This is a genomic window from Acidovorax sp. FG42, assembly GCF_057809195.1.
In genome coordinates, this window is record NZ_JBMDJM010000036.1 from 1 (window position 1) to 1,212 (window position 1,212).

General features: G+C 66.2%; 1 protein-coding gene. It reads left to right on the forward strand.

The window, feature by feature from the left end:
• The coding region (locus tag ACODSM_RS22415) for a putative bifunctional diguanylate cyclase/phosphodiesterase (protein ID WP_488806943.1) at window positions 1-1,212 on the forward strand (1,212 nt) is incomplete at both ends.

The window sequence follows — 1,212 nt, forward strand, 5'->3', positions numbered from 1 at the left end:
CAAGAAATCGAACGCCTGGCCTTCTACGACGCCCTCACGGGCCTGCCCAACCGCCGCCTGCTCCTGGACCGCCTGCAACGCTCCATCGCCGCCTGCCAGCGCACCCGCAATCTCGGCGCCCTGCTGTTCATCGACCTCGACAACTTCAAGGACTTGAACGACACCCTGGGCCACGACATGGGCGACCAGCTCCTGGCCCAGGTCGCCGCCCGCCTGGTGGGCAGCGTGCGCGAAGCCGACACCGTCGCCCGCTTTGGCGGCGACGAATTCGTCGTCATGCTCGAAGCCCTGGCCCCCGACCTGCAAAACGCTGCCACCCAGGCAGAAACCGTCGCAGAAAAACTCCTGGCCAGCCTGAACCAGCCCTTCAACCTGGACGGCGCCCAGCACTACAGCACCCCCAGCATCGGCATCACCCTGTTTGGCGACGAACGCCTCACCGTGGACGAACTCCTCAAGCGTGCCGACCTGGCCATGTACCAGGCCAAAGCCGCAGGCCGCAACACCCAGAGATTCTTCGACCCCGACATGCAGGCAGCGGTGAACGCCCGCTCCAACCTCGAAGCCGACCTGCGCCAGGGCCTGGCCCGGGGCGAGTTGCTCGTGCACTACCAGCCCGTGGTCGACCACCACGCCCGCCTGCTGGGCGCAGAAGCCCTCGTGCGCTGGCGCCACCCCCAGCGCGGCATGATCAGCCCGGCCGACTTCATCCCCCTGGCAGAACAGACCGGCCTCATCCTCCCCCTGGGCCAATACGTGCTCCAGACCGCCTGCGAACAACTGCAGCGCTGGAGCCAGCACCCGGACACCGCCCACCTGTCCATCTCCGTCAACGTCAGCGCCCGCCAATTCCGCCAACCCGGATTCGTGGCCGAAGTGCTGCAAACCTTAAAGAACCACAACGCCGACCCCCGGCAGCTCAAACTCGAACTCACCGAAAGCCTGCTGCTGGGAGACATCGAAGACACCATCGCACGCATGGTGCAGCTCAAAAGCGAAGGCGTGGGCTTTGCGCTGGACGACTTCGGCACCGGCTACTCGTCCCTGTCCTACCTCAAACGCCTGCCGCTGGACCAGGTCAAGATCGACCAGAGCTTCGTGCGGGACGTGCTGACGGACCCGAACGACGCGGCGATAGTTCGGACCATCCTGGCGCTGGCCAAGAGCCTGGACCTGGAGGTGGTGGCGGAGGGGGTGGAGACGACGGGGCAG